This is a genomic window from Exiguobacterium sp. s22 (assembly GCF_018617455.1).
Lineage (GTDB): Bacteria > Bacillota > Bacilli > Exiguobacteriales > Exiguobacteriaceae > Exiguobacterium.
This window is the reverse complement of sequence record NZ_JACSKD010000008.1, coordinates 1-25,123: the sequence shown is the minus strand read 5'-3', so window position 1 is coordinate 25,123 and position 25,123 is coordinate 1. Positions and strand designations below refer to the sequence as shown.

Genomic DNA, 25,123 nt, shown 5'->3' with positions numbered 1-25,123 from the left:
GAATGTGCACAGGTTCTGCTTTTTCACAACGAATGATAAAATGGTGGAAAATGTAAGTTGAGGGGATGAAATCATGAGGCGATGGACGATTTTCGGATTAAGTGCACTTTTACTGACGGGTTGTACGGATACGGTGGCAGACAATCCGATTCCGATCGAATCACCCGATGAACCCATCACCGAATGGACACGTGAGGACTTTAAAGACGTCTATGACCAATATGAACAAACGAAACCGCTCCTTACTGCCCTTGAACAACAAGGAATCAAACCGTTTCGGGAGACGTTCGAACGCGTCATCATCGCAGGGAACGGCCTCGAGCATACGTATGCGGATATTTACCCATTCAAGCTCGATGACGGGACATATGCCACCATTTTCGACAGTCAGGACGGAACGGTGATCAACGGCTCTGAATCGGTCGCTCCGCTATTTTGGCAGGAGGAATCTTTCCTTCAATACGTTGAAGAGATTGAAAATCGGAAATTCGGTACAAGTGCCCCACCTACCGATGTCGTTCTCACGCAGGATGAATTCCAAGCGGTCTATGACCGCCATGCCTACACGTCAGCCCTCCTCGTCGAACTCGACGAAGCGGGCGTCGAACTGGCAAGGGATCCAATCGATGACGTGATCATCGCCGGGGATGGCGTGACGGAAGTCACTGCCGACTTGTTCGTATTCGATGTCGAGAACGGATATGCCATCGTATATGATCAGGACGGAGAAATTTTAAAAGGCCCCGAATCCATCTCACCGCTCTTTTGGAACGAGAAGGACTATGAGGACCTGTTAGCCAAGAATGAAAGTTAATCCGTGTCACATTGTAACTTACGATATTCCAGCAACAACTTGAGCCATTGTGCCGGTTTGTCGCTGGAATCTTTTTTGTCCCGGCGATGTGCCGTGACGTATGCGTGCCATGAGATCGCCCGATACACGCATCCCAATTCCTCGGCAATCTTCATTTGATGCTCGAGTACTTCTTTTGGCGCGACGTGTGCCCATTCTTTCAAATAAATCTTGCGAAACGCTCGGATTTTCTTCATCCATAATGCATCGTCCTCTTCCGGCAATAAATCGAACAAGGCGTTCCAAAAGACACGCATGCTAAAGAACGGATGGGTGATTGTCGCGTCTCCCCAATCAATGATCATCGGCAGATTGCTTTCAGGCTCCCAGAAAATATTCCCTCCATGCAAATCTCCGTGGTCAAGACTCATGGGAATGCCGCTTTCTAATTCATCGCACATCGACAGTAATTCAGGTTTTAGCGAAATGATTGTTTCTCGCTGCTCTCGCTTCATCCCTAGAGTCATCTCAACAAGTGTTGATTCGATTTCCTGCTTTAAAATAGCCGGACGACGATCTGGAACCCCCATTTTTAGAAGTTGCTCCGTCTCACCACTCATTTGTTGCTGTAACTTGGCGTACTCCCGTAGCGCAACCTCATACTGTACCAGATCGGGTGTATCACGTAACGGGTGACCGGGGATTTCGCGCAAAATGAACCATGGATGAATCGGATGAACAGCGACTACGTCTGGCACGAGTTGAGGGAATATGTGAGCAAGATGTTGTGATAATACTCCTTCACTCTGACTGATGGAAGTGACCGCTTTGGCATAGACGCCATTTCCATGAACCAGATACGTCAAATCCGTATCTTTTTCGACATGCCATGTTTCATTCGAAATATATTCATCAATCCACTGATCAAACGCATGCTTGAGATCAGTGGTTTCCCAGAAAACAGATAGTTGTTCCATATTCGTCTCCTTCCAGTTTATGCTATACTCAAATCAATAAACGACCACTAGGGGAGCCTTCGGGCTGAGACGGCATCTGCCGGACCCTTTGAACCTGATCTGGCTCATACCAGCGTAGGGAAGTGGCTTGGGATACGTCTCTGTATGTCCACGCCATCTTTCCGTCTGGAAACGTGGCGTTTTTATTTTGAAAGGAGACTATCCATGCGTATTCAACAACTCACTTGGATGGCAATGCTCGTTGCCATCGCCGTCGTCGGTTCGATGTTCATCTCGATTCCCACAGGTGTCGCCCGCGCTTATCCGATTCAACATATGGTGAACGTGATTGCCGCAGTCACCGTCGGTCCAATCGGAGCCGTCCTCGTCGCTTTCGTCACCGGACTCATTCGCGTCATGACCGGCACAGGATCACTGCTCGCATTCCCTGGTGGCATGATTGGCGCATTTCTTGCCGGCATTTTCTTCGTTCGCACGAACCGCGTCTATGCAGCCGCTCTCGGAGAAATCCTCGGGACCGGGGTTATCGCCTCGTTGATTGCCGTCCCGTACGCGAAACTGTTGATGGGTTCGACGTTCGGTGCTTTCTTCTTCGTCCCGGCGTTTCTCGCCTCTAGTTTGACGGGCGCGCTTCTCGGTTGGCTTGTCTTGTCACGCGTCAAACAGTTGCGACCGAGCGCACTCAAATAAAAGTCTTTCGATTGGATGAAAATGGTAAACTATAGACAACATCCATGAAGGAGGAGTTTTATGTCACGTTTCAATCAACTTGTAGCGGGTGGTATATTGTTGTTTTTGTCTGGACTCTTATATACGCTCGAACGCATTGCACTCTACACCCGTTGGAGCGCCCAAATCTCAACAGGAAGCTGGCCGGAAGAACCAACGTTTGTCGATCCCTTTCTTCAAAACTGGTTCGTTACCTTGTTTCTCTTTGCCGCTATCCCCTTCTTCTTGGCAGCTATGAATGTCACGCAAAAAACAAGTCCATCCGAGAATCCGACCGACTCATGACGGTCGGTTTTTTGTATGATAAACCCAAATCGCTTCACCATTCCATTCATCAATTAAGTCGCTGTCGACAAAGCCGTTCTTCGCTTGAACTACCCCCACCTACGCTTCGCTTAGAGGTGGGGGATTCCTGAGTTATCCGACCTGACAGTCGGAACCTGATCAGGCTAGCCCCGTCGTCCCGACGGTTGAAGAAGCTAAGATGCGTTCAGCTTCTAATTTCAAGTTCAGTCCTGCGTTCACATCACGGTCGTGGTGGACCCCGCAGTTCGGGCATGTCCATTCCCGCAATGCGAGATGCTTCACGTCTTTGTGTCGATGGCCGCAACTCGAACACAATTGGCTCGAGGCGAAGGTCTTCCCGACCTTCACGACGGTCTTCCCGTACCAGCCGGCCTTGTACTTGAGCATGCGATGGAACTCCGACCAGCTCACTTCGGAGATCGACTTGCTCAACTTGCGGTCCTTCTGCATGTTCTTGACCTGCAGGGTCTCGATGCCGATGACGTCGTGGTTTTTGACGATCTCGGTCGACACCTTGTGCAGGAAATCAGTGCGTCTGTTGGCGATCTTCTCGTGGATGCGGGCGACCTTCCGCTTCTGCTTCTGGTAGTTCTTTGCCTCGGAGAGTCTCACCCTCTTGTTCAGGGCGATGCGCTGACGACGGGACAACTTGCGTTGCTCGCGGGCCAGTTTCTTCTCGAGCGTACGGAAGTAACGGTCGTTCTTGTACAATGTGCCGTCCGATAGAACGGCGAAGTTCTTCAGCCCGACGTCGACGCCGACCGATGAACCGGTCTTCGGCAGCTCACTGATCTCCTGCTCTACGAGAAGGGAGACGAAATATTTACCCGAAGCCGTGCATCGGATCGTGGCGCTCAGGATGCGACCCTCGACCTGTCTCGATTTGGCGAAACGCAGCCATTTCAGCTTCGGGAGTTTGAGTCGATTCCCGACGATCGAGACCTCGGGGAGCTGGGACTTGCCTTGGATGTTCGCCGTATAGGATTGGACGGGGTTTCGCTTCGACTTGAAACGGGGATGATTCCCCTTTTTCTTGAAGAACTTCTTATACGCGTCGGCCAGGTGTTTGACACTGTTCTGGACGGCCGTGCTGTCCACTTCCGTCAACCAACCAAATTCCTGTTTGAGCATGGGAAGTTCTTTCGAGCAGGCATCATACGACAGTCCCTTGCCGGTCGCTTCATGGGCCGCGTCCCATTTCGACAGGAAATGGTTGAACACGAACCGGGAACAGCCGATCGTCTTGGCGATCAGGATTTCCTGTTCCTTCGTCGGATAAATCCGGAATTTATAGCCCTTGTGCTTCACCATGTGACGGTCACCACCTTTGAAGATATTTTACCCGAAGAAAAGGCTGGCGGTTCATCTCCCACTTTCACGTAAGCCCTGTCCTTAACGTTTAGAAGTGGGCGTATTCTCGCTTAATTTTGATAAAATCGTTTCGCGGCTTCATTCTCTTGATGGAGACTGAGGATGATATCATCCACGTCGTATTGTGTCTGGATGAATTCCACTGCCATGCGTAAGCACTTCGTTCCAATGCCTTTCCCCTGTTCATGTTGACCAATCATGAAGCGGTCGAGCCACACGTAACGTTCTGTCTCGTTTTCTGCTCCGATCATCATGAAGCCAATCGGTCGCTCACCTTCGTAAAATGCAAAGCTCTGCCAATTGTATTTCGTATCCTCAGCCATCTCTTGAAGGGATTCGGCATTCGTCTCGATGAATCGTGCTTGGTTCTCGTCCACTGTCAGGGCGATGACCGCCTCTCGATTGACTGCATCAACCGGTTGAATCGTGATTTCATTTCCTTTCATGCTTTCACCTCATTGATTTTCTCTCTCTCTTCCATACGATTTCTCCCGTAAAAAGTTTCTTCTCCCGTATCTTCGAAGGCTTGTATTCGCTACACTAACAATAGAAAAGGAGGGGATCTTATGTTCCGAATCGGAAGTATCTTCATTCCCGTATCAGATGTAGAACAGTCTCTGAACTGGTATACAACTTATTTTTATGCCCAAGAAATCGGGCGCTGGGAAGGGGGCATCGGAATCTGTCTGCCAGATGGCTCGACTCAACTCGGATTGATTCAAACTACTTCAACGCAACCTACAACATTTAAGGATGCGTCCGGACAAGCCCATGTTTATTTCAATATCATCTGTGAAGACATCCAGCTCGCGTATCAATCGTTCGAACAAGCAGGGTTAATTGCGACCCCGCTTCACGATTTCGGTGGTATGTCCTGTTTTGACGTACGAGACCCGGATGGACATACGATCAGCCTCATCTCAGAAGAGTTGACTTCCCCGTTCCACCGTGATCGAGTGAAAGAGTTGCAAACGAAAGGAAACAACCAATGAAACAAATCCATCATATCTGTATCCAAACACCGGATTATGCCGCATCGAAGTCATTTTACGAAGCGCTCGGTTTTGAACTCGTCCAAGAGTCGCCAAACTTTCATACGCGTGACTTCAACAGTTGGCTCAAGCTCGGTGATTTTTATGTTGAGCTCCAGACTGCTAAGACGGATGAAACGTTACAAGACTACTCGAAACATGCTTCCGGTCCCGTCCATTTCGCCCTCTATGTAGATGACCTCAAAGCGGAAGTCGCACGACTCGAACAACTCGGCGTCATGTTTTTACCAAAGCACGGTGGCAACATCTACTTCGTCGTCGATGGACATTTAAGTAAATTAAAAGCACCGGAAGGAACGATCATTGAACTGCGTGATACGTTCGAGATTACATAATCAGAGCTTCACAGTTATCTAACAAAACCAGGTCCATGTTTGCATGGGACCTGGTTTTGTTATGCACTCTTAAAGACATAGATGTCCTATTTGAAGTAAAACGAATATATCAACTCGGTCATGAAAGCTCACGATTTTTTCTAAATGACCGTTGAAGTGAAATGAATTGTGCGACCAGAAGTAACCCATTTGAAAGAAGTGTCATTGCTAACAAGTCCACCCAAGAGTAAACCACTACACCCGTCACCTTTAATGCTATTGCCACTCCGCAAACAAAACAGCAAACTTCGATGTAGAACCAATCAGTTTCCTTAGTTCCATTTTATATTCAGATTTCTCAACAACGTTTGCATACTCCATACCTGAGACAATATAACGAATCCATACATAGAGACTTAGAATTGCTATAACACTCAATAAAATATATGAAGACTCAGTGTTGAATATACCTGAAAATCTATTCAATAGAACGACTACTCCCAAAAATCCAATGAACAAAACGAAAGCCTCGGCTATAAAGTACAATATCTTCCTTTCTTTATATTCGTCATTTGGTAAAAACATTGTGACCCATGATTCTTTCATCTTTTACTCCTCCCAGAATAAATCATTTAATGTGACGCAAAGAACCTTCGCAATGGCAATACAGAGTTTCAACGAAGGATTATATTTATCTGCTTCGATTAAACCGATTGTCTGCCTAGTCACACCGATTGCCATTGCCAAATCTGTTTGAGTAAAATTCTTTTCTACTCGATATTCTTTTACTCTATTACCCATAGCTATCTCCTTATTTTGTTTTCCAACAATCTAAATGTAATATATATATTCCATTAACGCAATATATATATTACATATTTTTGATTACGAATGAATCTCCATCACACTTTCTACGTTTTCTCTATTCATAAGAAAGGAAAGGATACAGTAACTACATCTTGAGTTAGGAGATCACTAATGAAATATCTCGATTATTGGAGCTACTTGTCACTCTCTCTGGCAAAGCTCTTCTTTTTTAGCTGGTTGACCGCGACGGCGTTCGACTTCTCATTCTTCCTCATCAATTTGGCGACGATTCTGCTCCTGACGAGTTGGGCGCTCGCCGTGTCTTATCCGATCCGCCGATGGATTTTATACGTTTCTCTGTTCCTGCATAGTACCTTGCTCGTCTCGGACGTCTGGTACTATCGCTATTTTGAAGACTTATTATCCGTCGCCTTACTATCTGATATTGGGCAGATGGGAGATGTCGGGGGTGGCTTCTTGACGCTCATCCGCCCAATCGATGCGTTCTTCTTTATCGACCTCATCATCTACGGTTTGATTTTGCGTTATATGAAACGTCGTCCTGTCCGTGAAGGAAAGCGGAACGGAAGACGGTTGGCGTTCGCTGGCTTCACACTCGGGTTTCTTCTCTTCACAATCCCGCTCACCCTCAGTTATCAGCGGGGAGAAAAGTGGATTGCAGATGACCCCATCTCGAATATGCGTGAATATTATCATCTTGGATTTTGGGGGTATCACGCGATAGATGTCGCTCGAGGGGTCGAACGTGCCATGGGATGGAACGCGGCCCTGACAGTTGAGGAGCGTTCTCAAATTCAAGCACTCTCTTATCAAGAATTAAGTGCCCCAAGTCTGGACACGAACGTTATCGTTTTACAACTCGAGTCATTTCAAACATCCGTCATCGATCAACAGATTAATGGACAGGAACTGACCCCGAATTTGAACCGACTGCGACGCGACATGCTTTATTTCCCGAACGTGTATCATCAAACGCATGAGGGACGGACGTCTGATGCAGAGTTCATCGTCAACACGTCGCTCTATCCTATCAAATCCGGTTCCGTCTACACGCGTTTCCCGGGAAATAAGTTTAATACGCTTGCTCAATCATTGAATGAGGCAGGATATGATACAGCAGCCATGCATGCATTCCGAAAAGACTTCTGGAATCGTGATGACTTTTATCAAAACACCGGATTTAACCATTTCTTTAGTGGCAAAGACTATCCCAATCAAGGCATCATCGGAATGGCACTCAACGATCAGGAGTTCTTGAATACGTCGGTCGGATTTATGGAAGAGTTGGATGAACCATTTTACGCATTTTTAGTCGCATTGACGAGTCATACGCCGTATGACATTCCGGAAGACGAGAAACGATTGGACCTATCAGAAATTGACGACCCCCTTCTCGAAAACTATTACCATACCGTCCATTTCGTCGATGCGGCGGTCGGTCAGTTTATCGAACGATTGAAACGAGATGGGCTCTGGGATGAGACGCTTCTCGTCATGTATGGTGACCACGATAGCGGTCTGACGGCACCAGGAGACGAAATGGCTACCCTCGAAGAAGTGGACTCGACGGTTGACGCGTTTCAACTTGACCGTGCGGTTCCTCTCTTTATCAAACCACCTGAACTGACGACAGGAGAAGTCATGGAGGCGAGTGGTGGGCAAATCGATATCGCCCCGACGATCCTCGATTTACTTGGGATCTCTCCGTCATATATGCTTGGCGACTCCCTATTGAATGATACGTCAAATCTGACCGTCTTTCGAACGGGCGCTTTCCGATATGAAGACAATTACTATGAACCAGACTTAACCGAACGTGCTGGTAACGGCACATGCTATTCCATTGAGACGGAAGAACAAGTCGCATTCGATCGATGCGCCCCTTACATCGACCGCGCGGCCAGCCAACTCCGTCTCTCGGATACCATCATCGAGAAAGATGCCCTCTCGCAAATGAGTCCATGAAAAAGCTCCCGAGCATTTGTCTCGGGAGTTTTGTTTAGTAAGCTTTACGCAACGTCGCGATATCGAGTTTTTTCATAGGGAGACATGCCTGTACAACCTGTTCAATCTGCTCTTGTGAACCTACCGTCATCATCTCTTCCATTTCCCACGGAATGATTTGCCATGAGACGCCGTAACGATCCTTCAGCCAACCACACTCCTCCGCTTCCGGTACAGCCGATAGTTGCTCCCAGTACGTATCAACTTCTTCTTGAGACTCACAAAAAGCAATGAGCGACTGGGTCTCGTTAAACGAGAATTCATGATTTTCATTACTGTCCATCACGACAAATTCTCGACCGGATAAGACGAAACGAGCATAGTTGATTTTCCCGTCAAGCTCGTCCCCGTCTTCTTTCGTGTATCGTACCGTATGCCCGTCCAATACATACGAATCTTTGAAAATAGAGATCCAATCGTTCATCGCCGCTTCGGCGCGACCGAATGCTTCTTTGACAAACAAGAGGCATGGCGTCACGAGCTGGATGTCCATCCCCCCATCATGCATGATTTGCCAGGAGACACCATAGCGGTCCTGCAACCATCCATAGCGCTGGCTGAAGTCGTACGTGTCTAATGGAATCAAGATATCCGCTCCGTCAGATAATCGTTCCCATAGCGCATTGATCTCTTCTGTCGTCGGAAGCGACACCATATAGGAAATGGACGGATTCCGTTCTTGCGCCGTGCCTCCCCCGAGCAACTGAAAGAACTGTCCAGCGAGCGATAACGTCACAATCGTCGTCTCGCCTGCTGGTGAACTTGAAAATTTCGTCGTATAGTCGACAAACGAATCTGGAAAGATGGATACATACCACTCGGCAGTCTCTTCAACGTCCTGTTCAAACCAAATACATGGAATCACGGGTTGCGTAATCATGAGAATGTCTCCTTTCAGACTTCATGCAAACGATAGACCTCACGGACGGCGAGAAGCTCTCCGGCTTCATCACGATACGCCTGATAGTGCGACGAATGGATATGGTGATTAAGTGCATTTTCATCCTTGTACTTTTCATGGAAGACAAACGTACCCGGTTCATCAATCGACTCATGGAGAACGTATGCGAGACACCCTTCTTCTGCACGCGACGGCGGAATCACACGGTGTAGCGCATCACGTAACGCCTCTTCTTTTCCGGGATGAGCTTTCAAGATTGCGGTAATGACGATTTCCATATCATATTCCTCCTTCAATAATGGACCTGCCTTTCTGTTCCCGAATCCACCACAATCTATCCCCCAAAAACGGATATCTCATCATACGAGACATCCGTTTCTACTTATGACTTTTTCTTTTGTCGGAATGGCCACCAGACACCTTCGCCAAATGAAATCGTAATGGCTGGGATCAAGAGGGGCAACACAATCAAGCCGTACAATAATAAACCGATGATGACGATCGTCGCAATCTGGACGAGACTGAGCACGCCTGACGGAATCATGGCACCGAACGTCCCGGCGAGGATGACAGCCGCTGTCATGATGACGGTCCCCATCTTCGTCATCGAGTGGATGAGTGCCTCACGGACCGTCTTCCCATTGATCGTCTCTTCACGGAATCGATCCAGTAGGAAGATGGAATAGTCAATTCCAAGGGCAATCAACATGACAAATCCAAAGAACGGAACGGCCCAGCTAATCCCGTCATAGCCGAGTCCTTCTACAAAGATCAGCTCTGTGATCGCCGCTGACGTATAGTACGTCAAGAGTAGCGAAGCAATCATATAGAGTGGTATGATCATCGAACGGAATAATGCGGTCAAGACGATGAACAATGTCACGAGCATGATGGCAACCGTTCGATTGAAATCATTCGTCGATGTTTCATTTAAATCGCTATTGATGCTTGAGATACCAGCATATCCAATGGTCGCATCCGCATACGGTGTTCCCATAACGGCACGATTCATCGTCTCTTTGATTGTCTCGACAGTATCAATCGCTTCTGGCGAATACGGATCCATCTCTAGGACGACCTCGAGTTGAGTCGCCATTCCTTCATCGAAGACATATCGTTCGACGGCAGGTGAGAATGCATCCGATGTGAGCGTCCCTTCTGGAAGATACACGCCTGTCTCCCGAAGCGCATCTGCTTCACTCAACTGTTGTAAGAATGAAACGGCTTCGCCGAGACCTGACTCAATTTGTCCTAACCCGTCGTTCGCTTCCGCGACACCTGTCGCTAATTGCGCTAACCCGCCACGAAGCTCACCGACTTGAGAACCTTGTGCATTTAATCCGGATGCCGCTTCGTTGATTCCTGACTCAATTTGTGTGAGACCGGCGGATACTTGACCGAGCTGCCCGACTGCGGCCGGGATGTTTTGAGTTGCTGTCAATCCTTGACCAATGAGACCAAGTTGACCATTCAACTGATTCAGCCCCGCTGCTGCTTCCGCAAGTGGTGCCCCGGCATTGGTTGAACCACTTGGCAATTGCTCGACAATTCCGTTCAATCCTTGTTCAATCTCATCTAGTCCAGTTTGGACATCCCCGAGACCTGTCTGCGCTTCAGACAAGCCATCGCTGACTTCACCGAGCTGCGTATCGACATAAAAATCGTCGATGACTTCACCAGTCGGGCGTGTGAGCGCACGGACACCATTCACGCCTTCGACTTTTTCAAGCTCACTTGCAAACTTTTCGATGTAAGCAACATCTGATTCTGTAATGGCTTGATCTTGTTTTAAAATAACTTGCACCGGAAGGGATTCCCCTTGACCGAATCCTTCAGAGATCAAATTCAGCCCACGAACCGAATCGTAACCGTCTCCAATCTCATCAACGGTATTGAACGAACGAGCATCGTCATACGTGAATAAGACTGGCACCGTAATCAATCCAACGACCAAAATCGATACGAACGGACGATTGACCGACAATCGACTCAAGTTAGCCCAGAGCTTGCTGTCATGGTGTTCGCCTGCCTTCTTCGATGGCCAAAACAGTCGCTGCTTGAGCGTCGCCATAAAGAATGGAACGACCGTGAAGAGAATCAACAACAACACCGCAATCCCGACCGCAACGGCGACCGCTGATTTAAAGATTGGAAAATCAGCAAATCCGATGGCAGCGAAACCGACGAAGACTGCAAGCCCACTGATGAGGACTGTCCGTCCTGCCGTCTTGTACGTGTTGACGATCGCGTCTTCAATCGCATGCCCCGCACTCAACTCCTCTTTATAGCGGCTAAGAAGTAGAATACAGTAGTCTGTCCCAATCCCGAACAAGATGGCGACAAGAAAGATCTGTGTGTAGTTCGATACCGGGAATCCAAACCAATCCACAAAGAACGCGACAAAGGATTGGCTCAACAGATACGTGAATCCGACCGCGATGAGCGGGATGAACGGAGTCACGATGGAGCGGAAGACGAGAAGAAGTAATCCAAAAATCAACACGACCGTGATGATCTCTGTCTTTTTCAACCCTTCCTGGGCACTTAAGTTCACATCATTGTTAATGATTTCTTCCCCGGTGATATATACTGTCTCATCTTGTGGGAGCACGTTTTCACGGACATCATCAGCAAACGCATTGATTTCTTCCGTCGTACCTTCGACTGTGATTGGAACGAGGACGATTCGTCCGTCTTCCGAGACGAGCTGTGCCTCTGTCTCCTCACTTTCAAACGGATCGAGAACATCGGTCACGACCGTTTCATTCTGTCTAAGCTCTTCGATGACACGAGCGACATCCGTTCGCTCTGTTTCGCCAATCGACTCGAACTCGTAGACAAGCGAGATGGTTTTATCACTCTTCCCAGCTTCATCTAAAATCGCTTGTGCGCGCTGTGAGTCCATATCGTCCGCTAGCTGAAAACTACCAGCTTCTTCTGCTTGTTTCGTTAAGTTCGGTGCTGCGACAAATAGTGCTGCCGTCAAAACGATGAGGGAAATGAGGATTCCCCAACGCCATTGAATAATTTTATGCACGTGTTATTCCTCCCCGATTCGAAGCAATTGTTTTATTTTTCGGAACGTCCGAACAAACTGCTCGATTTCAATTTCATCTACTTCTCCATCGATGAGAGATTCTACATATCGATAGACGGCACCGTCCACTTCTTCGACGAGCCGTTTCCCTTCCGGGGTCAATTCAATCAATCGCTCGCGCTGGTCTTGTCCTCGTCGACTCGTGACGAGTCCTTTTTCGACCAACTTTTTAAGGCGATTCGAGACCGCACTTTTATGGACACCTTGTTTTTGCGCCAATTGCCCAGCAGGAGTTGGTCCAAACTGATCGAGTAACTTCAACAGTTGGAGCTGTTCACGCGAATACTCACGCCATACGTCCCCTTCCATCGCTTCGATGACATGTTCCGTCCCATGGAACATCACTTCTTCAAACAGCTGAACCGCTTCACGCATCAATGCTTTCATTTTTAGTTTACCCCCTAAACTAGATGATTATAGTTTATGCCCTAAACTAAATAACGTCAAATAAAAAGACCGATAAGGAGTGCCCTATCGGTTCATGTTCTTTTCGATGGTTTCTGCCACACGTAACCCAGACAGATAGGCACTTTCGAATCGCGTTCGTCCGGATGGGTCATCCGCTTCAAGAAAAATATCGCCAGCTAAATAGATGGGATGATGGCTTACTTGATAAAACGACTCATGCCATACGTCTTTCGCTTGCGCGTAACGCCAACGTTTCAATTGTTTTGACACGAGGTCGATATCGCCAACTTCCTCTCGGAATAACCGCTCAACTTCTGCAAGCGTCTCCGCCTCCGGTCGCTCATACCAGTCCTCACTCCAAGCCTCTTCCATATAGACACTTACGAGTGATGTCGCAGAGATTCCTTTTTGCCGATTATCGATTACCTTCAACAATCCCGGTGTCAAGTCATGGTCGAGAATCCCATCTGCCCCAATCTGTACATCACCTGCACATTCAAAGAGACCGACGAACGTCGGCGCATATATAAGACGACGTAACGCGGGCTCGACATGGACAGCTAAATCTCCAAGCAAATCGAACGACTGTGGAAGGGGTGCCGTCATCACGAGTCGATCATAGGAACGTGTCGTCACGTCTGTCTTGACTGTGACGGTTCCGTCTTCTTCCACTTGAACGTTCTCCACCCGTTCATTCAATTGTACGGTCAAACCTTCAGCCAAACGCTTAGCGAGGGCATTCATCCCATTAATCGCGACATAACGTGGATAAGGGTCGGCATACCAGACTTGCACCCAGTTCACATTCATCCACGACCGCACCTCTCGTTCGAGCTCTTTTCCACGCACCGTGAAATATACCGCTCCATGGTCTGCCCGTCCGTCACCGATTCGACGCGTCGCTAAGCGTCCCCCGACGCTTCGACTCTTTTCAATCAGTTCAACGGCATGACCTTGACGCACGAGTTCACGCGCTGCGATGATTCCGCTCAGACCGGCCCCGATGATCCCAATCTTCATTCCGCATTCCCCTTTCTCTTCATGAAGATTGTAGCACGTTCCTTCAATTTACCCTCTGTTTGATATGCTTCAGGCTGGCTTGTTCCATTGTTCGTCGTACACCCGACGCGTATCTTCATACATGACAGCGAAGCGCGCAACGACGAATGGACGAATGAGGATTGTCGCTATAGATAGTGATAATGCAGCGAGTAATATAGAATTCACGACCATAAACAATGTGAAGCCAATCAAATAAATCGGGATGAACGGCAAAATCAGTTTGAACGCTTCCCATTTCCGACCATGCATCAACGCACGTGATTTCGTGATGGATTCTCTGACAGATAGCTCTGGTTCATCTCGTAAAATAAAGTACGTAAACGCGTAAGAGAAGAACTTCACGATTCCTGGGATAATGAACAAAAGTGTCCATAGCGTCTGAAAGATGGCTAGTAGGATGACAGCAGTCACATTTTTACCAAATCGTTCTTTCATCGGTTGAAATACATCACGAAATTGCGCATCTTGTCCGCGAATGATTGAAAGGATGACCCAGTGATACCCAATGATGATTGGATACAACATGAAGGATACTACCATCGTACTTAAAAGGAATACAATCGCCTGTACTGAATCGGCTTTCGCCCCGTAAAGCGTTGGGTCGAATATTGCCATAAACTCTAATATCACGGCACAGAGAAACGACCAGACTAACAGTAGACCTCGTTTCCCATTGATTGCTTCATGTGTCCGTTCCGTCCATGTTTGAATCATTCTACATCTCCCCCTGACTAATACCTTTATATACGGAGCATAGTAAGAACACGTTTCAAATTCATACAAAAAAGCAGAGATTCACTCTGCTCGCTCGTCCGCTCGATATTCCAATATGTCTCCCGGTTGACAGTCGAGTGCTTCGCAAATCGCTTCAAGTGTCGAAAAACGAATCGCTTTCGCTTTGCCGTTTTTCAAAATCGATAAGTTCGCCATCGTGATCCCGACTCGTTCCGACAGTTCCGTCACACTCATTTTCCGTTTCGCCAACATCACATCCAGATTCACAATCATCGCCATTTCTCTCACCTCATACCGTCAAATCGATTTCTTGTTTCATGTCGATGGCGCGCTTCAATAGTTTCTGTAACAACTCAGCGAAAACCGCAATGACAAATGCGGCGAAGACGAAGACGAATCCGATGACTAAAAATCCTGGCGAGTCGTCACGCTCAGCGAACCAATAGAAGAACGGGAGTGTCGCCATATAGATGGCCGTGATGGTCAACGCACAATATTTAATGACACGAAGTGCTTTCACCGCCCGATAGGAGAATGCCTCATTCCGATCAATCAATCCAAGTAAGATGAATGACTGTGACAAGGCAACGAAAAAGGGAATCGCTGCTACATACATCCCTCCAATAATCGGTCGCATCGAATTCGCAATCCATCCTCCGCTCTCCACCGCCTCTCGCCAAAGGAAAGGGAGTAAAAAGATACAGGCCGCGAGAATCGGGAGCGACAAGACAATCACTGCTAGTTTCAAAAAGATGGTTTCCCGTTTCATCTGCCAAACACCTCATTTAGTTTTATTTTCTTTATCATATGCTATGATTTATCGTTTATCAATAAATATTTATCGAAAAAAATAGACCACGAGATGTACTCGAGGTCTACTTCATTCATTTCATTGCTTCTAATTCACTTTCGGTCACCCATTTATGATTTGTGACCTCTTCTCCGTCTTCAGTGGTGTAATCAACCATGTAAACGGTCGTCTCTTCCACTGTATCGATTGTCGCTTCTGCGCCGTCCATCCCTTCCATATGCTCGGCGGCCAATACGATCTCATCCCCTTCAGACAACGGTGCCTTATCCGGATTGTCCAGTTCTTCGTGAATCACCCATTTGTGATCCTCTACCGGGTCACCGCCTGTTGTCGGTGTATAGCTGACGGCGTAGACGGTCGTATCGTACGCACCGACAATCGTGGCCTCCACACCTTCCATCCCTGGCATGTGATCCGCTGTCATCATCGCGGTTGATCCGACTGGAAAAGTCGGATCACTGGCTTCCATCAGCCCGTCTGGAACTTCTCCAGACCCGGAGTGATCCATCGCTGAATGGTCCATGCTTTGCTCTTCTGACATCTCCATCGATGTGTCCTCTGCTGTATCCCCACATGCGGCCAATGATGTAGCGAGAATCATGACACCTAGACCTGTCATCCATTTCTTCTGTTTCATCGAATCTCTCCTTTATCCATACTCATGTAGATTTTACCCGCTCTTTTGAAGAAACAGACCTATTTGAGAGCATTCCGATGATTTGTTAACTCATTGCAACAAAAAAGACCAAAATCCCGAAAGATTTTGGTCTTGGACATTATTCAACCGTTACAGACTTCGCCAAGTTACGTGGCTTGTCGACATCACAGTCGCGAGCGAGTGCTGCATAGTACGAGATAAGTTGAAGCGGAAGAACCGTCACGAGTGGTGTGAGAAGTGGCTCAACACGTGGAAGAACGAATGCGTCGTTCTCGTGTTCCATTCCTTCCATTGAAATCGTACATGCGATGGCACCACGCGCCACAACTTCTTTGATGTTTCCGCGGATGTTGAGGTGTGTGTTCGGTTGAGAAACAAGCGTGATGACCGGTGTCCCGTCTTCAATCAACGCGATCGGACCGTGTTTGAGTTCTCCACCTGGGTATCCTTCTGCTTGGATATAAGAGATCTCTTTGAGCTTCAATGCGCCCTCGAGACCGACATATGAATCCAATCCACGTCCGAGGAAGAATGCGTTGCGTGACTCTTTCAAGAACTTATCAGCAAGCTCTTCAAAGATTTCTTTTTGTGCCATAATCGAGTCCATCGTTGTTGCAACGAGTGCGAGCTCTTGCATCAAATCAAACGGAAGTTTCTTCCCGTTCGCACGAGCGATGTCGTATGCGAGAATCGCAAGAACGGCAATCTGCGCCGTGTACGCTTTCGTCGACGCGACCGCGATCTCCGGTCCGGCATGGAGAAGCATCGTCTCGTTCGCTTCACGTGAGAGCGTTGATCCTGCTACGTTTGTCAACGTGAGCGCTTTATGGCCCAATTTTTTCACTTCGACGAGCACGGCACGGCTGTCCGCTGTCTCACCTGATTGTGAGATGAAGAGGAAGAGTGGCTTCTCTGTCAAAAGTGGCATGTTGTAACCAAACTCTGAAGCAACGTGTACTTCAGTCGGTACACCTGCAACGCGCTCGATCAATTGCTTCCCAACAAGACCGGCATGGTAACTTGTCCCACATGCGACGATGTAGACGCGGTCCGCTTCCGATACGAGCTCGCGCACGCCTTCTGTGAGTTCGATGTCGCCGTTCTCGTTCTGGTAGTGCTGGATGATGTTGCGGATGACGGCCGGTTGCTCGTCCATCTCCTTCAACATGTAGTGCGCGTACGTGCCTTTCTCGATGTCTGATGCGTCGATCTCAGCCGTGTATGGCGCGCGTTCGAGCACTTCACCGTCGAGTGTCTTGATCGTCGCCGACTCACGCGTAAGGATGACGATCTCACCGTCGTGGAGCTCGAGGTACTGGTCCGTCACCTGAAGCATCGCCATCGCGTCTGATGCGACGACGTTGAACGTGCCGTCACCGAGTCCGACGAGGAGCGGTGACTTGTTCTTGCCGATATAGAGGCGCTCTTTGTCCTCTGAGTCGATCATCGCGATCGCATACGAACCGTGGAGGTCCGAAAGCGTCTTGCGGAACGCCGCCTCGACGTCGCCGAGCTCGACGAAGTGTTTCTCCATGAGCTGGACGATGACTTCCGTGTCCGTTTCCGAGAGGAACGGGACATCAAGCGTCTTCTTGATGATTTCGTCGTTTTCGATCACGCCGTTATGCACGAGCGTGAAGCGTCCTGTCGTACTTTGATGCGGGTGGGCGTTTGGTACGCTCGGTACCCCGTGTGTCGCCCAACGTGTGTGGCCGATTCCAATCGTGCCGTCTACTTCTGCTGGGATGATTTCGCGTAGCGCGGCAATGCGACCGACTTCTTTGTGAACGTTGACATTCTCATGCATCAACGCAAGACCTGCCGAGTCATAACCACGGTACTCGAGTTTTTCAAGACCTTTGAGAAGGACTTCCTTCGCTCCGGTATTCCCAATCATTCCTACAATTCCACACATAAACAAATCTCCTCTATTCTTCGATTTCTCGAAAAAGGAAACGGGCTTTTTCTAAGAGCTGTCAGTACACGCTTCTTTGTCCGTCCGGTCACCCGGGCGTTTTAAAAGCATGCTTATCGTCGTGACAGGCGACGAGGAGGCATCCGCCGAAATCTCGATAACCTCCAACCTCGTCAACTCCGCAGAGTTCTGGCGCTTGTTCGTACTCTTGTGTCCTTCCGTTTCCAAGGTCACGCTCTTAATAGTACAAATCACACCCCCATTCGTCAAGAAAATCCGCTGTTTTCTCGATGACAAAACGGAAACAAAAAGGGAATCCGATGTGGATTCCCTTGTGTTATTCCCGGTTTCGAAAATTTTATCCGTCTACGCCATAATCTTCGCGAACGACTTGTGCGATTTTTTCAACGTAACGGTCACACTCTTCCGCTGTCGGGGCTTCAGCCATGACACGAACAAGTGGTTCTGTACCCGATGCACGGACGAGGATTCGACCATTTCCGGCCATTTCCGCTTCCGCTTCTTGAATCGTTGCGAGCACACGCTCACCGTTCATCGCATCGTTTTTATTCGTGACACGAATGTTGACGAGCTTTTGCGGATAAACCGGCATCTCAGCCGCCAATTCAGACAGTTTACGTCCAGTTGATTTCACGATTTCGGCCAATTGCACACCAGATAGCATGCCGTCCCCCGTTGTGGAATGATCGAGGAAAATCAAGTGTCCTGATTGTTCGCCACCAAGTGTGTATTGATGTTTCTTCATCTCTTCCACAACGTAACGGTCACCCACCGCTGTTTGAAGCGCCGTCATGCCCGCTTCTTCGACGGCTTTATGGAACCCGAGGTTACTCATGACCGTCGCGACGATCGTGTTGTCCTTGAGACGTCCTTTTTCACTCAAGTATTTCCCACAGATGTACATGATTTTGTCTCCATCGACAATATCACCGTTCTCGTCAATCGCAATCAAACGGTCACCGTCACCATCAAACGCAAGACCCATATCCGCTCCCTTTTCACGAACGAACTCAGCCAAGTGCTCAGGGTGAGTTGAACCAACACCTTCATTGATATTAAGTCCGTTTGGTGAGTTCCCGATTGTCGACACATTCGCTTCAAGGTCTGCGAAGAGGCGAGCAGCAAGACCGCTCGTTGCACCATGTGCACAGTCAAGCGCGATGTGAAGACCATCGAAGTCTTCTTCTACCGTTTGTTTCAACATTTGAAGATACTTTTGCGCGCCTTCGTAGTAATCCGAAACGAAACCAAGGTCTTTTCCTGTCGGACGTGGGAGCGTATCTTCCGTAGCATCTAAGATGTCTTCAATTTCTTGCTCGGTTGCATCATCTAATTTGAAACCATCGCTACCGAAGAATTTGATTCCGTTGTCCGCCACCGGGTTATGCGATGCCGAAATCATGACACCTGCTGTTGCATCGAGCGATTTCGTCAAGTAAGCCACTCCAGGTGTTGAGATGACACCGAGACGCATCACTTCTGCACCGATGGAAAGAAGACCTGCAATCAATGCACCTTCAAGCATATGTCCTGAAATCCGTGTGTCACGACCAATCAACACTTTCGGCTGTTCGCCTTCTGGCAAATGTTTCGACAACACATAGCCACCCGCACGACCTAAACGATATGCTAATTCCGCAGTTAACTCAGAGTTCGCAACACCGCGAACTCCATCTGTTCCAAAATATTTACCCATAAGATTAAATCCTCACTTTTGTATGATTGAACATCTTTATTGAATGGAAGATGTTTCTGTTTCTTCATCGACGCTCGTCAATTGAACATCGATTGTCTTAGGCGAAATCACTGTCACGCCTTTTGGTACTTCATAGTCGACATCTACTGCATGCGTCCCACTCGGTAATCCGGTCAAATCCAACGTCACGTTGACACTGTTCGAAGAGATGTTTTCGAGAAGAGAACGTTTTCCAGAAAGTGTCACGCTGACCACATCTTGCGTTTGAATCGTATAATTCGTTCGGTCGTATCCACGGACATTCACTGGGACCGTCAATCGAATCCGTTCCGTCAATTCACCCGTATCATCTTTCGTTTCGTCATTCGGACGAACGAGCACCTGGACTTCAACTTCTTTTTGATCGAGCGATGTAGCCCCTTCTGGAAGCCGTAGAGTGGCCATCACTTTTTCAGACTTCGTCAAATCGTCAAGTTCAATCGGTTCTGTTTCGACTTTTTCCAGCTGATCTAGCACCTCTTTTGGTGCAAAGACACGAACTTCCGTCTCACCTAACAACGAATCGACTAACCGAAAGTCCTCTGCCACCTCTCCGCTCGTGACGACCTCAATGGGAATCATCGCGCTCTCATTATAAATCGGAACGGTCACGTTAATGATATTCGGGTCAACCGAAACGTTCAACGGATTTCCGTTCGCATCTAAGATTGTCGGTGGAATTTCTCGGGTGAATGTCTGATTTTGATTCGCCACGTCCACATTCAATGTGATTTCTTTGACGTTTTGAATCCGACTTGCGCCTCCCGTGACTTTTACAGATGATGGTTCAACGTCGACATCGCCCGCGACTTTGCCATCTGGCAACTGATCTTTATTCAACAAATTCACAGACACGGGTACTTCAATCGTTTGTTTCCGATCGATATAGATTTCGACAGTCTCTCGGTCCAATTTGACGTTGACGTCGCCACCGAATCCACGTGCCTCAACGGGTACGCGATGAAAGCCAGTACCGAGATTAGTCAAATCGACGAATACCTGATAGTCTTTCACTAATTTCGTCATCGTTAAACTACTAGAGGGACCTTGAAGCTCGACTTCCATCTCTTCCGGTACGTTGTATGCGACATACTGCACTTCGTCAAAAAAGACTTCGACCGGCACATCGAGCGTCAGGGAACTTTGCCCGACAATCGGTAATGCGCTAGACGCGCTATTTGATGAACTGGTCTCTGCGACCATTAAGTATAGAAGGACGGCTAAAGCAAGTGCGATGAAGCGGAGAAACCACTTATGTTGTAACCACTGATCAATCACTTACTTTTCCCCTCCTTTTTTCCCGAAGAATGAGAGGGTCGCCTCTTTTTCTTCGATGACGAGTTCTTGAATTAATTTGCTTCGTAACGCTTCTTCATCCAACTCACGGTACAGGCGTCCTGCAATCGCAAGTGAGACCGCTCCTGTTTCTTCCGAGACGGTTAACGTGACACTATCTGTCACTTCACTGACTCCAATCGCTGCTCGGTGACGTGTCCCGAGCGCTTTGTCGATATGCGGGCTTTCAGAGAGCGGTAAATAACAAGCTGCTGCTGCAATCTTTCCATCCTGAATAATCATCGCACCGTCGTGTAACGGTGTATTCGGGATAAATAGGTTAATAATCAACTGGGACGTAATATGTGAATCCATACGAATACCCGTCTCCACATACTCGTTTAATCCCGTATCGCGCTCAATCGCAATCAATGCACCAATTCGGCGTTTCGACATATACTGCGCTGAACTGACGATGGCTTCAATCATTTGTCGTTGTTGTTCTTCGTCACTTGTTCCCGTACGACCAAATAAGTTGCTCGTCCGTCCAAGATGTTCAAGACCACGCCTCAACTCAGGTTGAAAGATAATAATAATCCCAAGGAGTCCATACGTAATCACCTGATTTAGCAAGAACTGGAGCGTCTTCAATCCGAAGAAACCGCTCAAGAACCAACTGACCAGAATGATGGATATCCCTTTAATTAGTTGAACAGCTTTTGTCCCACGCACAATCATCATTAACTTATAAATGACGTACGTGACGACGACGATATCTAAAACATCATTCAAATAATCGTACCAATGTACGTTCTCTGAAAGATTTAAAAATGAGAAAAATGATACTTGTTCAAGTAGCGGCAAATGCTCCCCTCCTCAACTACCTAGCTAAATCGTGCAAGTTCCATTATATCATCATTTCGATTTATACGCATTGCGTCATATCAAAACGAAACCAGATTGAAACGAAAAAAGACGCCTGAGGCGCCTTTAGAAAAGTTGTTTCATCGAATACCAAATCCACTCGAACATCTGGTCGATTTGCTCGATTTCTCCTGTGACTTGACCAGCACTCGCTAAATAGGCACGACCATTGACGGCTGTCGCATCTCCATTGACAGTTCCTTCAATCCGTAAATCACCACCTTGAACAGTGATATCTTTCTCGATGGTGACCCCCTCTGGCACAATGACTTCGTTGTCAGATACGACGATACCGGGTACTTTCGTATATGTCATCGTCTCGGACGCACTGCTCCATAGTCCGAGTGTCGCGCTAGACATTAAACTGAAGAACAGGACCGCTGCGATCAAGCCTGGATGTCTCTGCAACCAAAGCATTTGTTTCGAATGGGGTTTCCGTTTTTTTCGAACGGATGTTGATAACGGTACGACCGAACCTGTTGCAGGCTGTGCAGCTGTTTCAGGTAAAGCGGCCATCACGCGAGCTGTAAAATCTTCTGATAACTTTGGACGAGGCAATGCTTTCAGTTCTGCGTCGATTCGTTCATATTGTAGATACGATTCATATAAATCATCGTCCTCTAACAATTGACGCAATTCGTCAGATTCTTCGGGCAAAACGCCATCTTCCAAATATTGTTGTACTTTTTCTTCAGGAGTCAATTGAACCCCTCCCTATTTTGAAAGATTGTTTTTAACATTTCTCTTCCCCGGAAGATCCTTGTCTTAACCGTTGCGACCGGCATGTCGATCATCACGCTGATTTCTTTAAGCGACAAATCATCCACATATTTTAATAATAACGGAATGCGGTATTTGTCTGGGAGTTGCTTGATGGCTTCATGCATCTCACTTCGAATTTCGCGATGAACCACTTGGGCATCGGGTTGGGGTGCTTCATCAGCTAAGTGGTCTTGATAAGTCAAACCGTCTGTACCCGCAATTTCGGCATCCATCGAATACTCCGGCTTACGCTTTCTCAAACGATCGATGGCAACGTTCGTTGTGATTCGATAGAGCCACGTTTTGAACTTATATTGCGCGTCATACGTATCGATTCGTGTATAGGCACGAATGAACGCTTCTTGGGCAGCATCTTCTGCTTCGCCACGATCATACAAAATTTTATAGGCAATTGCAAAGACGCCATCCTTGTATAGTTCTACCAGTTCGGCAAACGAATCGTGATTCCCCGCCCTCAATTCATCTACCAAACGGGTGGTCAGCCGTTCCATCAATCCACTTCCCCTCTCCGCTATACATGCGGTCATGTCTATATACGTGTTGCCTTTAAAATGGTTTCATAAAAAACAAAAAAAGTTTCCAATCCCATTGTAACAAACGGGTTTGGAAACTGTCAGGAAATCAGACTGTCTTACCTTCCAATAACAGGTTTTCTTTAGCTTTTATAATTGTTTCACATAGACGGTAGGCTAATTGTGCTGTTACATCATCCCGGTCTAAGGCCGGATTCAATTCGACAAGTTCAACGGCAATCAAATCATCCGCCTGCATCGCTGCTTTTAAAATGGCTTTTGCTTCGACTTCCGTCAGTCCCCCATCTACCGGTGTTCCCGTTCCTGGAACGAGCGATGCATCGAGACTGTCCATATCAAAACTGATATAAAAACGATCGACTCGTTCACGAAGGTAACTTAGCGCTTCCGCCATAATTGTATCCACACCACGCGTACGTACTTCCTCTACAGTAATGACTTTGATGCCAAGTCGATTAATTTCATTCATTTCTCCTTCATCGATATCTCGAAGCGCAATATATACGAGATGTTCCGGTGATAGCTTTGGTTCACGTCCGCCCACTTCCGTCAAACGCACGTCGCCCATGCCCATTGCTGCAGCAAGTGGCATTCCATGAATATTTCCAGACGGTGACGTTTCACCTGTATTCAAGTCCGCATGTGCATCGACCCAAATCACTCCATAAGGACCCGTTTGAGCCAATCCAGCGAGTGTACCAATTGCCATGCTATGATCGCCCCCAACGATCATAGGGAATCGTTTTTCCGAAATTTCACGATGTACGACTTCCGCTAATTCCGTGACAGTATGAAGGACACCATCAAATCGTTTTAAATGTTCTTCATTTTCTCGAATTTCAGATTCTGGTAAAACACGAATCGTGTGTTGAACCGTTCCTGTTGGAAGGAGTTGTTTCATTCCCATCTCATTTAGTTTTGTCGGTCCTTGATCGACCCCTAATTTCCCCTGACCGTAACGCAGCGGTACGTGAATATATGACCATTGCATTGCCATTCCCCCTTTAAACGCTTGATAGTTAAATTGTAAACGCTATCATTTACTTGGTTCAACTCGGCAAATTTATGAATAAACATACAAAAAAGCAGCCTGAATGGTGGCAGGCTGCCTTTCTCTGTACTCTCAATTGAATGGTTCATGGTTTTAGGCAAAAAAAAACTTAAGTCATCACTAACTTAAGAAAAAAACATATGGTGGAGCCTAGCGGGATCGAACCGCTGACCTCCTGCGTGCAAGGCAGGCGCTCTCCCAGCTGAGCTAAGGCCCCGAAAACAGAGATAAGAATATGGAGCGGAAGACGGGATTCGAACCCGCGACCCCGACCTTGGCAAGGTCGTATTCTACCACTGAACTACTTCCGCAAAAATGGTGAGCCATGCAGGGCTCGAACCTGCGACCCTCTGATTAAAAGTCAGATGCTCTACCAACTGAGCTAATGGCTCAAACCTGGTGGGGGGGGGCGGATTCGAACCGCCGAACCCGAAGGAGCGGATTTACAGTCCGCCGCGTTTAGCCACTTCGCTACCCCCCCGAGGAGTGCCGGCGAAAGGATTCGAACCCTCGACCCTCTGATTACAAGTCAGATGCTCTACCAACTGAGCTACACCGGCATATATATAGGTTTGATGTAATACATAAAAATGGTGGAGGATGACGGGATCGAACCGCCGACCCCCTGCTTGTAAGGCAGGTGCTCTCCCAGCTGAGCTAATCCTCCATATTGGTGACCCGTACGGGATTCGAACCCGTGTTACCGCCGTGAAAGGGCGGTGTCTTAACCGCTTGACCAACGGGCCTAAATTGGCTCCGCAAGTAGGATTTGAACCTACGACCTACCGGTTAACAGCCGGTTGCTCTACCACTGAGCTATTGCGGAACGATCTTGCCTGG

At 47.8% G+C, this 25,123-nt stretch carries 27 protein-coding genes, 8 tRNA genes and 1 riboswitch; of the genes, 6 read left to right on the top strand and 29 right to left on the bottom strand.

The genetic code is table 11. The features are described 5' to 3' along the window. Window positions 1-73: 73 nt before the first annotated feature. Complete coding sequence (locus tag KNO94_RS12380; protein ID WP_214780135.1) at window positions 74-814, top strand: hypothetical protein; 741 nt, start codon at window positions 74-76, stop codon at window positions 812-814. On the opposite strand, the gene KNO94_RS12375 is transcribed toward KNO94_RS12380, so the two are convergent. Then, a complete protein-coding gene (locus KNO94_RS12375) occupies window positions 811-1,770 on the bottom strand; it encodes an aminoglycoside phosphotransferase family protein (RefSeq protein WP_214780133.1) in 960 nt (319 codons plus the stop codon). The two genes, KNO94_RS12380 and KNO94_RS12375, sit on opposite strands and share 4 nt — an antisense overlap. Window positions 1,771-1,809: 39 nt before the next feature. Further along, window positions 1,810-1,908, top strand: a riboswitch (TPP riboswitch). Between the two features lie 66 nt (window positions 1,909-1,974). On the opposite strand from KNO94_RS12375, the gene thiW reads away from it, so the two are divergent. Further along, window positions 1,975-2,460, top strand: coding sequence for an energy coupling factor transporter S component ThiW (thiW, locus tag KNO94_RS12370; RefSeq protein WP_214780131.1), 486 nt, complete (start codon window positions 1,975-1,977; stop codon window positions 2,458-2,460). A gap of 60 nt (window positions 2,461-2,520) precedes the next feature. After that, window positions 2,521-2,784 carry a hypothetical protein gene (locus KNO94_RS12365; protein WP_214780129.1) on the top strand — a complete coding sequence of 88 codons (264 nt, stop codon included), beginning with the start codon at window positions 2,521-2,523 and terminating at the stop codon, window positions 2,782-2,784. Window positions 2,785-2,943: 159 nt separating this feature from the next. Here KNO94_RS12365 and tnpB read toward each other — a convergent pair whose 3' ends face one another. Then, window positions 2,944-4,116, bottom strand: coding sequence for an IS200/IS605 family element RNA-guided endonuclease TnpB (gene tnpB, locus KNO94_RS12360; protein WP_214780127.1), 1,173 nt, complete (start codon window positions 4,114-4,116; stop codon window positions 2,944-2,946). 110 nt (window positions 4,117-4,226) lie between these two features. Continuing rightward, window positions 4,227-4,622 (bottom strand): GNAT family N-acetyltransferase, encoded by a 396-nt coding sequence (locus KNO94_RS12355; RefSeq protein WP_251125970.1) that lies wholly within the window; start codon window positions 4,620-4,622, stop codon window positions 4,227-4,229. Window positions 4,623-4,742: 120 nt separating this feature from the next. Between KNO94_RS12355 and KNO94_RS12350 the strand changes: the two genes are divergently transcribed. Beyond that, window positions 4,743-5,168, top strand: coding sequence for a VOC family protein (locus KNO94_RS12350; RefSeq protein WP_214780125.1), 426 nt, complete (start codon window positions 4,743-4,745; stop codon window positions 5,166-5,168). Then, the gene (locus KNO94_RS12345) at window positions 5,165-5,563 is read left to right on the top strand and encodes a VOC family protein (protein ID WP_214780117.1); all 399 of its coding nucleotides are present in this window, start codon (window positions 5,165-5,167) and stop codon (window positions 5,561-5,563) included. The genes KNO94_RS12350 and KNO94_RS12345 overlap by 4 nt, the downstream gene beginning before the upstream one ends. Window positions 5,564-5,818: 255 nt before the next feature. On the opposite strand, the gene KNO94_RS12340 is transcribed toward KNO94_RS12345, so the two are convergent. Both KNO94_RS12340 and KNO94_RS12335 read right to left on the bottom strand, forming a co-directional pair. Next, the gene (locus tag KNO94_RS12340) at window positions 5,819-6,148 is read right to left on the bottom strand and encodes a hypothetical protein (protein WP_214780115.1); all 330 of its coding nucleotides are present in this window, start codon (window positions 6,146-6,148) and stop codon (window positions 5,819-5,821) included. Window positions 6,149-6,151: 3 nt separating this feature from the next. Further along, the gene (locus tag KNO94_RS12335) at window positions 6,152-6,343 is read right to left on the bottom strand and encodes a helix-turn-helix transcriptional regulator (RefSeq protein ID WP_214780107.1); all 192 of its coding nucleotides are present in this window, start codon (window positions 6,341-6,343) and stop codon (window positions 6,152-6,154) included. Between the two features lie 177 nt (window positions 6,344-6,520). Here KNO94_RS12335 and KNO94_RS12330 point away from each other — a divergent pair, with 177 nt between their 5' ends. Then, window positions 6,521-8,335 (top strand): LTA synthase family protein, encoded by a 1,815-nt coding sequence (locus KNO94_RS12330; RefSeq protein ID WP_214780105.1) that lies wholly within the window; start codon window positions 6,521-6,523, stop codon window positions 8,333-8,335. 34 nt (window positions 8,336-8,369) lie between these two features. Here KNO94_RS12330 and KNO94_RS12325 read toward each other — a convergent pair whose 3' ends face one another. The 24 genes from KNO94_RS12325 to KNO94_RS12210 all read right to left on the bottom strand — a co-directional run bounded on the left by KNO94_RS12325 (window position 8,370) and on the right by KNO94_RS12210 (window position 25,109). Then, window positions 8,370-9,254: a VOC family protein gene (locus tag KNO94_RS12325; protein WP_214780103.1), complete on the bottom strand. Its 885-nt coding sequence runs from the start codon at window positions 9,252-9,254 to the stop codon at window positions 8,370-8,372. A gap of 14 nt (window positions 9,255-9,268) precedes the next feature. Beyond that, the gene (locus KNO94_RS12320) at window positions 9,269-9,553 is read right to left on the bottom strand and encodes a putative quinol monooxygenase (RefSeq protein WP_214780101.1); all 285 of its coding nucleotides are present in this window, start codon (window positions 9,551-9,553) and stop codon (window positions 9,269-9,271) included. 104 nt (window positions 9,554-9,657) lie between these two features. Next, window positions 9,658-12,312: an MMPL family transporter gene (locus KNO94_RS12315; protein WP_214780099.1), complete on the bottom strand. Its 2,655-nt coding sequence runs from the start codon at window positions 12,310-12,312 to the stop codon at window positions 9,658-9,660. 3 nt (window positions 12,313-12,315) lie between these two features. Next, window positions 12,316-12,759 carry a MarR family winged helix-turn-helix transcriptional regulator gene (locus KNO94_RS12310; protein WP_078147853.1) on the bottom strand — a complete coding sequence of 148 codons (444 nt, stop codon included), beginning with the start codon at window positions 12,757-12,759 and terminating at the stop codon, window positions 12,316-12,318. Window positions 12,760-12,843: 84 nt separating this feature from the next. Then, entirely contained in the window at window positions 12,844-13,800 is a 957-nt protein-coding gene (locus KNO94_RS12305) for an NAD(P)/FAD-dependent oxidoreductase (protein WP_214780097.1), read from the bottom strand. Between the two features lie 69 nt (window positions 13,801-13,869). After that, on the bottom strand, window positions 13,870-14,556 hold the full coding sequence (locus KNO94_RS12300; protein WP_214780096.1) for a DUF975 family protein: 687 nt from the start codon (window positions 14,554-14,556) through the stop codon (window positions 13,870-13,872). An 81-nt stretch (window positions 14,557-14,637) separates the two neighbouring features. After that, window positions 14,638-14,856, bottom strand: coding sequence for a helix-turn-helix domain-containing protein (locus KNO94_RS12295; RefSeq protein WP_012727632.1), 219 nt, complete (start codon window positions 14,854-14,856; stop codon window positions 14,638-14,640). 10 nt (window positions 14,857-14,866) lie between these two features. Continuing rightward, on the bottom strand, window positions 14,867-15,346 hold the full coding sequence (locus tag KNO94_RS12290) for a DUF2975 domain-containing protein (RefSeq protein WP_147536943.1): 480 nt from the start codon (window positions 15,344-15,346) through the stop codon (window positions 14,867-14,869). Between the two features lie 115 nt (window positions 15,347-15,461). Continuing rightward, a complete protein-coding gene (locus KNO94_RS12285) occupies window positions 15,462-16,025 on the bottom strand; it encodes a YdhK family protein (RefSeq protein ID WP_214780094.1) in 564 nt (187 codons plus the stop codon). A 139-nt stretch (window positions 16,026-16,164) separates the two neighbouring features. Continuing rightward, complete coding sequence (gene glmS / locus KNO94_RS12280) at window positions 16,165-17,961, bottom strand: glutamine--fructose-6-phosphate transaminase (isomerizing) (protein WP_214780092.1); 1,797 nt, start codon at window positions 17,959-17,961, stop codon at window positions 16,165-16,167. Between the two features lie 358 nt (window positions 17,962-18,319). Beyond that, the gene (glmM, locus tag KNO94_RS12275) at window positions 18,320-19,678 is read right to left on the bottom strand and encodes a phosphoglucosamine mutase (protein WP_214742333.1); all 1,359 of its coding nucleotides are present in this window, start codon (window positions 19,676-19,678) and stop codon (window positions 18,320-18,322) included. 36 nt (window positions 19,679-19,714) lie between these two features. Continuing rightward, window positions 19,715-20,995: a CdaR family protein gene (locus KNO94_RS12270; RefSeq protein WP_214780090.1), complete on the bottom strand. Its 1,281-nt coding sequence runs from the start codon at window positions 20,993-20,995 to the stop codon at window positions 19,715-19,717. After that, on the bottom strand, window positions 20,996-21,856 hold the full coding sequence (gene cdaA / locus KNO94_RS12265; RefSeq protein WP_214742335.1) for a diadenylate cyclase CdaA: 861 nt from the start codon (window positions 21,854-21,856) through the stop codon (window positions 20,996-20,998). Between the two features lie 126 nt (window positions 21,857-21,982). Next, a complete protein-coding gene (locus tag KNO94_RS12260; RefSeq protein ID WP_214742336.1) occupies window positions 21,983-22,618 on the bottom strand; it encodes a hypothetical protein in 636 nt (211 codons plus the stop codon). After that, window positions 22,615-23,190 carry an RNA polymerase sigma factor SigW gene (gene sigW, locus KNO94_RS12255; RefSeq protein WP_012727640.1) on the bottom strand — a complete coding sequence of 192 codons (576 nt, stop codon included), beginning with the start codon at window positions 23,188-23,190 and terminating at the stop codon, window positions 22,615-22,617. Before sigW ends, KNO94_RS12260 begins: the two co-directional genes overlap by 4 nt. 130 nt (window positions 23,191-23,320) lie before the next feature. Continuing rightward, on the bottom strand, window positions 23,321-24,223 hold the full coding sequence (gene rocF / locus KNO94_RS12250; protein WP_214780088.1) for an arginase: 903 nt from the start codon (window positions 24,221-24,223) through the stop codon (window positions 23,321-23,323). Between the two features lie 201 nt (window positions 24,224-24,424). Then, window positions 24,425-24,500: transfer RNA gene (locus KNO94_RS12245), tRNA-Ala, on the bottom strand. Between the two features lie 19 nt (window positions 24,501-24,519). Next, window positions 24,520-24,594, bottom strand: a tRNA-Gly gene (locus KNO94_RS12240). A 5-nt stretch (window positions 24,595-24,599) separates the two neighbouring features. After that, window positions 24,600-24,675, bottom strand: a tRNA-Lys gene (locus KNO94_RS12235). Between the two features lie 5 nt (window positions 24,676-24,680). Further along, window positions 24,681-24,764, bottom strand: a tRNA-Tyr gene (locus KNO94_RS12230). Between the two features lie 6 nt (window positions 24,765-24,770). After that, window positions 24,771-24,843: transfer RNA gene (locus tag KNO94_RS12225), tRNA-Thr, on the bottom strand. 31 nt (window positions 24,844-24,874) lie between these two features. Further along, window positions 24,875-24,950: transfer RNA gene (locus KNO94_RS12220), tRNA-Val, on the bottom strand. A gap of 4 nt (window positions 24,951-24,954) precedes the next feature. Beyond that, window positions 24,955-25,029 (bottom strand) — tRNA-Glu (locus tag KNO94_RS12215). Between the two features lie 5 nt (window positions 25,030-25,034). After that, window positions 25,035-25,109, bottom strand: a tRNA-Asn gene (locus KNO94_RS12210). Between the last annotated feature and the right edge of the window lie 14 nt (window positions 25,110-25,123).